Below are 6,784 nucleotides of genomic sequence, written 5' to 3' on the forward strand. Positions count from 1 at the left end.
ATTCTTCCCCGGATTCTGACGGAACGGCATTGTGCCGGTCTTTGGGCGCAGCTCTTCGGCTTCCATAACGCCGACGCGTCAGAATCCGGGGAAAAATTCAGGTATGCGTACTGCCTTTTATGCAGATAATGAACTGTAATCATGTTATGTCCAAGGAAGGAATTTTGTATGAATCAGAAAAGAGAAGACGTGAGGAATGTTGCGATCATCGCCCACGTTGATCATGGTAAAACGACACTTGTAGACGAGCTGCTCAAGCAGAGCGGCGTATTCAGGGAAAATCAGGACGTGGCCGACAGGGTCATGGATTCCAATGATATTGAGCGCGAAAGAGGTATCACGATTCTTTCCAAAAATACCGCTGTTATGTATAAGGGAACCAAGATTAATATCATAGATACTCCCGGGCATGCCGATTTCGGCGGCGAGGTGGAGCGTGTGCTGAAGATGGTAAACGGTGTTATCCTGGTGGTTGATGCCTTCGAGGGGCCGATGCCCCAGACAAAGTTCGTTCTCCGCAAGGCGCTGGAGCTGCAGCTGCCTGTTATTGTATGCGTAAATAAGATCGACCGTCCGGAAGCCAGGCCGATAGCTGTTGTAGATGAGGTCCTTGAGCTTTTCATGGATCTGGATGCCAATGACGAACAGCTGGACTGTCCTTTTGTATTCGCTTCCGCCAAGACAGGAAGCGCCACGCTGAACCTGACCGTAAAAAACAAAGACATGAAGCCGCTGTTTGACACCATTGTGGATTATATTCCCGCGCCGGAGGGCGATCCCGAAGCAGGAACGCAGCTGCTTATCAGCACCATTGATTATAACGAATATGTGGGCCGCATCGGCGTGGGCAAGGTGGACAACGGCACCATTTCCGAAGGCCAGGAGGTGGTTATTGTCAACCATCACGAACCTGAAAAGCAGAAGCGTGTGAAGGTGAGCAAGCTCTATGAATTCGACGGACTGAGCAAGATCCCTGTAAAAACTGCTTCCATCGGATCCATTGTGGCGATTTCCGGTATCACGGATATCCATATCGGGGATACCCTGTGCTCTCCCGAGAACCCGCAGCCGATCCCTTTCCAGAAAATTTCCGAACCTACCATTGCCATGCATTTTATTGTAAATGACTCTCCCTTCGCCGGCCAGGAAGGGAAATTCGTTACCAGCCGCCACATAAGGGACAGGCTGTTCCGCGAATTGAACACGGACGTTTCCCTGCATGTGGAGGAAACCGACACTACGGAAAGCTTCAAGGTTTCCGGCCGCGGCGAGTTGCATCTTTCCGTCCTGATCGAGAATATGCGCCGCGAAGGCTATGAATTTGCAGTGAGCAAGGCGGAAGTACTCTACAAGACAGACGAACACGGCAAGAAGCTGGAGCCTATGGAAATCGCTTACATCGACGTTCCCGAAGCTTTCTCCGGAAGCGTTATCGAAAAGCTGAGCCAGAGAAAGGGCGAGCTTATCAACATGGGCGCGGCCAACGGCGGCTATACCCGTCTGGAATTCAACATCCCCTCCAGAGGGCTGATCGGCTACCGCGGTGAGTTCATGACGGATACCAAGGGCAACGGCATCATGAATACCGCTTTCGCAGGCTACGGCCCCTATAAGGGAGAAATCCAGTACAGAAAACAGGGCTCCCTGATCGCCTTTGAAACAGGCGAATCCATCACCTATGGCCTTTTCAATGCCCAGGAACGCGGAACGCTTTTCATCGGACCCGGCGAAAAGGTATACGCAGGCATGGTCATCGGCCAGAACGGCAGAGGCGAGGACATCGAGGTCAATGTGTGCAAGAAAAAACAGCTCACCAACACCCGTTCCTCCAGCGCGGACGAAGCGCTGCGCCTCACCCCGCCCAAAATCCTCAGCCTGGAACAGGCCCTGGACTTCATCGAGACGGACGAGCTGCTTGAGGTAACCCCCAAGAACCTGCGCATCCGCAAGAAAATCCTGGACCCCACCAAAAGAAAAAGAGCAAACATGAACAGGAATTCATAACAGTAAGAATCCTGAGCACCCATAAATATCCAAGAAGCCAGTTTAACGCAACTGCCCGGCAGATATCCCTACCTGCCGGGCAGTTTTCTATTACTTTAAATTTATCCACACACATCAGGACAATGCCGGCACGGAACACGAAGGCCCCCAAAATTTCCCGGCTTTGCTTGCCCCATGGAGAAATTTTGCTTATAATGAATAGGTACGGTGTAACTGTTCAGCAGGTCAGTGCATTTACTGTGCTGACCGTAAGAAAGTGATTCAGGAGTGCTAAAATCCATCGCCAAAGGCGATTTAGGATGGATTTTAGCAGTAACTGTGAGGGGTACTGAACAGTTATGGTAATAAAATGTCCCGCGTCAGGAGAGAAGAATGGCTGATTCCAATATCACAAAAAATGCGCTTGCATCATCCCTGAAATTGCTGATGACGCAGAAGCCCTTCAGCAAAATCAATGTAAATGACATATGTGAAGGCTGCGGCATGAACCGCAAAAGCTTTTACTATCATTTTAAGGATAAATACGATCTGGTGAACTGGATCTTTTATACAGAATTTGTTTCCAGCATCCATTTGGAGCAATATGACAACGGCTGGCTGCTGCTGGAGGATATCTGCCGCTATTTTTACAGTGAAAAGGAGTTTTACCGCTGCGCCTTTGCCATTAAGGGCCAGAACTCCTTCCAGGATTATTTTTTTGAAGTGATAAAGCCCCTGATTCCGCTGTTTCTTTCAGACAGTATCGTAAACGGCGAGGATCAGAAGTTCTTCCTTGATTTTCTCTGCGACGGTTTTGTATCTGCCCTCGTCCGCTGGCTTTCCGTAGAAAATGAAACCACCGCTGAGGAATTTGTTGGACATCTGAAAAAAATTCTGCTCATCTTCGCCCGGGAAGTTTTTCAGGAGCTGGGGGACGATGCCTCCGCCATAGATACCGAAAATTAACAATAAAAGGGCTGGCTGTCACTTCTGACTGCCGGCCCTTTCATTGTTATTACGGATGCGGTCCATCCTTCTTTTTTTATTCCACCGGTAATGCCGCCATGCCAGCGCGGCGCCGGGGATGCAGGGAAACAGGAAGGTGGCGAAGCGGTACACAAGAGAGGCGGAAACCGCGCTCACGCCGCTTACATAGGTGCCAAAAAACAGAGAAAACACATACTCTACAGCGCCGATTCCGGAAGGGCACGGTATCACAGCCGCCAGCGTCTGTATCAGGGCGGTAAGCAGCATGGTATCCGGAAGGCTTAAGGAGGTTGTCCCGGCAAACAGGAGCCAGGGAACCATATACCAGCAGCTGAGCTTCACCGCATCCAGCAGGCAGATAATTAAAAGAGCTTTTTTATCATGCAGCAAAACGCCTCCCTCCTGCTGGCAAAGCTCCGCCTGCTTTCGAAAGGTATGCGCCTTCTGCTCCGCTTTGCTTCCCGGCTTCAGTTTTTTATCCAGCAACCGGAAAATACGGGCGGTGATTTTCTTTCCTGCGACCGCCGTAATGAGAACCGCGGTTATCAGGGCCGTCAGGATGCATCCCAGAACCATCTGCAGCCGGTAGCTTCGTACCACGGCGTCCCCCTGGATGCATAGGATAATAAAGCCGGTGATTCCATAGAGCGCCACTGCGACCTTGTGCAGAATATACTGCACAAGGCTCATCCCGGTGGCTGTGCCCGCTTCAATTCCTCTGGTATTCAGATAGTAGATTTCCGCCACGCCGGAACCGCTCCCCAATGTGGCCACCCGGTAAAAAGCGCAGTAAAGGGCGCAGGAAATCCCTTCCCTGCAGGTAAATTCCGGCCGGTACCGTTTTGTCATATAATGGATAACCGCGCCCTCCGCCAGAAAATAGCCTGCGGAAAGCAGGCATGCCGCGCCGATAACCATCGGCGGCGTTTTTCCTACCTCCCGCAGTATTTCAGGCAGTGACTGCCTGTTCGCCAGACAAACCAGTATGACGAGTGTCAGCACAAGCAGCCATTTCCAGTATTTTTTCAGGGTTTCCAAAGCCTGTCATCCTTTCGCCTGATGGTGCATCCCTGTATGGGCGCTCTCCGTCCGTTGCTTTTCCGCTTTTCTTTCCGCCTTTTTCTCTTCTTTTTCCTGCTTCTTTTCCATTTCCGCTGACCAAAGCTCCTCCGCCACCGGCTGCCATTCCTTTGCATAGGCCTCGCATTTTCCGCACAGATGGGCAGCGCTTTCCGGGCATTGCAAATCTGTGGATTTCGCGCCGGTCCTTGCTATCATTTCCTGTAGCTTTTCCGGATTTTCCAGCATCGGGCAGGGACGAAGCAGGTTATCGTTAAAGGGCTGTCCCTCTCTGTAAGCCATAAACAACGGCTGCTTTAAGGCATCCAGCAGGGATACCTCCCTGATATTCGCGCCTGAATAATGGATGAAAACGCAAGGCTCCACATCGCCGTTGGGATTGATATGGCAGTAATTCCTGCCGCCGGCAATACAGCCGCCCACAAACTGCCCGTCATTCTGGAAGTCAAAGGCAAACAGCTGCTTTCCACCCTCCATGGCACGGATCTCACGAACCCTGTGGAACATATAAGTACGCTGTTCCATCGTAGGCATCAGCTCCGGCGCCGCATCGTTGCCGACGGGCATATAATGGAAATACCAGGCATAACGGCAGCCCTTTTCAATAATCATATCCAGGAATTCGTCGCTTGTCACCGCCTCCACATTATTTCTGGTATAGCAGATGGAGGTGCCGAAAATCAGGCCGTGCGCTTTCAGACGGTCCATGGCTTCCATAACCCTGTCAAAGCAGCCGTCCCCTCTTCTGCCGTCGTTGGCGTTTTCAAAGCCCTCCAGGCTGATGGAAAGGGACAGATTCCCCACTCTCCTCATCTCCTCGCAGAAGGCGTCATCCACCAGCGTACCGTTGGTAAATGCATGAAATTCACAGTCATTATGCTTCTCGCACAGTTTTATGATATCATCCTTGCGCACCAAAGGCTCGCCGCCGGTGTACATATACAGATAGACGCCCAGCTCCTTGCCCTGGGTAATGATGCTGTCCAGCTCATCATAGCTTAAATTCAGCCTGTTCCCGTATTCCGCCGCCCAGCAGCCGGTGCAATGCAGGTTACAGGCGCTGGTGGGATCCACAAGAAGCAGCCAGGGGATGTTGCAGTTATGTATTTTTCTCATCTGGTTAATTCTCTTGGTTCCATAGAAAAAGGCTTCAAAGCCAAGGTTCAATGCCGTCATTTTAACAACATGGGGATCAATCTCGTTCAGGATGCGGTCCGCATACTGCATCCACTTTCCTTCCGGATCCCTGACCAGCTCCCGCGCCCTGTCATAGTCCTCTTTTTCGAATTTATCTCCGCCCATGAAATTCTCGGCCAAATCAATCAGCTGTAAAAAGCTCTTTTCCCTGTCCTTTTTAACATGTTTTAAAGCGCCGTCAATGGCGATACTGAATGCCTTCCGTTCTGCTGCATGTGCTAATTCCATAATAAAATCCTCCATTCTGCGGCTTAGTCCAACGTATCTTTCGCAGGCTGCCGACTAATTAATTTTATTTTATCCGCAGGTCTTTTGCCTGTCATTGGACACTTAATTCCCTGTGTCCTTATTTGGGACAAATAAAAAAATTGTCCAATTTTTGGACAACCTGCCAAAAACGTCCCTTTTCATGACAAAGACGTACAAGTATGATACAATTAGTCGGGAGAAGCTATTCTGCCGAAAAAACGATTAGGAAGTGATACCACTGAAACCGGAAAAAATTACGCGATTTATGATAGAGGCTGCCGTAGACCGGGGAATCCGGGAAATGCAGGAGGATCCCAAGCGCAGCGTACGCAAGCTTGCCGATCTGGGAAGGCAGTTCTCCAGAGGACGGTTCCAGAAGAATTTTTTTGACCTGTCCCAGACCCTGCTTCAGGATGACAACAGCCCCTACTATACCATCCTCTCCCGTCTCACCCGGGAGACCAACCATGAAACTTTAAAAAAATTTGGGGTAAATATCGGTTATACCAGCTGGACCTACGGCGCCAGCCTGATCCGTTCCTATGAAAAGGAGCACGGCTATGACGTTCCATGGACGGTTTTCATGCATTATCTCCCGGACGGCCCACTCGGTCTGAAACAGATCGGGGGACTGATAGAGGAGGGGCGTTCTATCGGCATCTATACCTATTTTATTTATCTGGAGGAAATGCCGGAAGACTGGACGGAACTGACGGAACTGTTCCATAGCTTTGACAACAGCGCCTTCCTGCTGTTTCTGCCCGACAGGGAACTGGAGGACGGGGATGCAGATTTGCTTTCAGGATGCCGCAATCTGCTGGTTTCCGCGGAAATCGCCTCCTGTTACCGTGAAAATATCCGCCTGTTAAAGCAGCGCGGCTGTATCGTAGCCAACCATTACTATTATTACAGCAGCGATCCGGAGGAAATTACCCGGCAGGTGAAGGACTGTGATTCGCCGCTTCTCCTATTTATCGCCAGAGACGATTGCATGCCGGAGGATCGCAGACGGGTGGCGGATGCGGTTTACGACATACGCTATCATCCCGAATTCCCTGTTTTTCCCGTGGAGCTGCACTCGGATTTCATACGGGTGGATCAGATCATCTCCGGCCGGACCTGCTTGCTTGAGGTGGAGGCAAACGGAAAGGTTTCCCTGCCGGACGGAAGTTTTCTTTCCGCACTGGATCCGGATATGACGCTTGCAGGCCTTCTCAGGAAAATCTCCGGACAGCCCATCTGCGGAGAATATGCCTGAACAGCGGCTGAAAACAGCCCCGCCCCAGGG

General features: G+C 50.9%; 5 protein-coding genes. 3 read left to right on the top strand and 2 right to left on the bottom strand.

Features of this window, described 5'->3' with window-relative positions; translation table 11 throughout:
- Nucleotides 1-168: 168 nt before the first annotated feature.
- A complete protein-coding gene (gene typA / locus HMPREF1548_RS06170; protein ID WP_021635005.1) occupies nt 169-2,004 on the top strand; it encodes a translational GTPase TypA in 1,836 nt (611 codons plus the stop codon).
- Between the two features lie 372 nt (nt 2,005-2,376).
- Nucleotides 2,377-2,949 carry a TetR/AcrR family transcriptional regulator C-terminal domain-containing protein gene (locus tag HMPREF1548_RS06175; RefSeq protein ID WP_021635007.1) on the top strand — a complete coding sequence of 191 codons (573 nt, stop codon included), beginning with the start codon at nt 2,377-2,379 and terminating at the stop codon, nt 2,947-2,949.
- Nucleotides 2,950-2,967: 18 nt separating this feature from the next.
- Here HMPREF1548_RS06175 and HMPREF1548_RS06180 read toward each other — a convergent pair whose 3' ends face one another.
- Nucleotides 2,968-4,008: a lysylphosphatidylglycerol synthase transmembrane domain-containing protein gene (locus HMPREF1548_RS06180; RefSeq protein ID WP_021635008.1), complete on the bottom strand. Its 1,041-nt coding sequence runs from the start codon at nt 4,006-4,008 to the stop codon at nt 2,968-2,970.
- A 6-nt stretch (nt 4,009-4,014) separates the two neighbouring features.
- Entirely contained in the window at nt 4,015-5,475 is a 1,461-nt protein-coding gene (locus tag HMPREF1548_RS06185; protein WP_081745579.1) for a radical SAM/SPASM domain-containing protein, read from the bottom strand.
- Between the two features lie 286 nt (nt 5,476-5,761).
- Between HMPREF1548_RS06185 and HMPREF1548_RS06190 the strand changes: the two genes are divergently transcribed.
- Nucleotides 5,762-6,754 carry a hypothetical protein gene (locus HMPREF1548_RS06190; RefSeq protein ID WP_021635010.1) on the top strand — a complete coding sequence of 331 codons (993 nt, stop codon included), beginning with the start codon at nt 5,762-5,764 and terminating at the stop codon, nt 6,752-6,754.
- Nucleotides 6,755-6,784: the final 30 nt, after the last annotated feature.

The sequence above is a fragment of the Clostridium sp. KLE 1755 genome (genome assembly GCF_000466465.2).
GTDB classification, from domain to species: Bacteria; Bacillota; Clostridia; order Lachnospirales; family Lachnospiraceae; genus Eisenbergiella; species Eisenbergiella porci.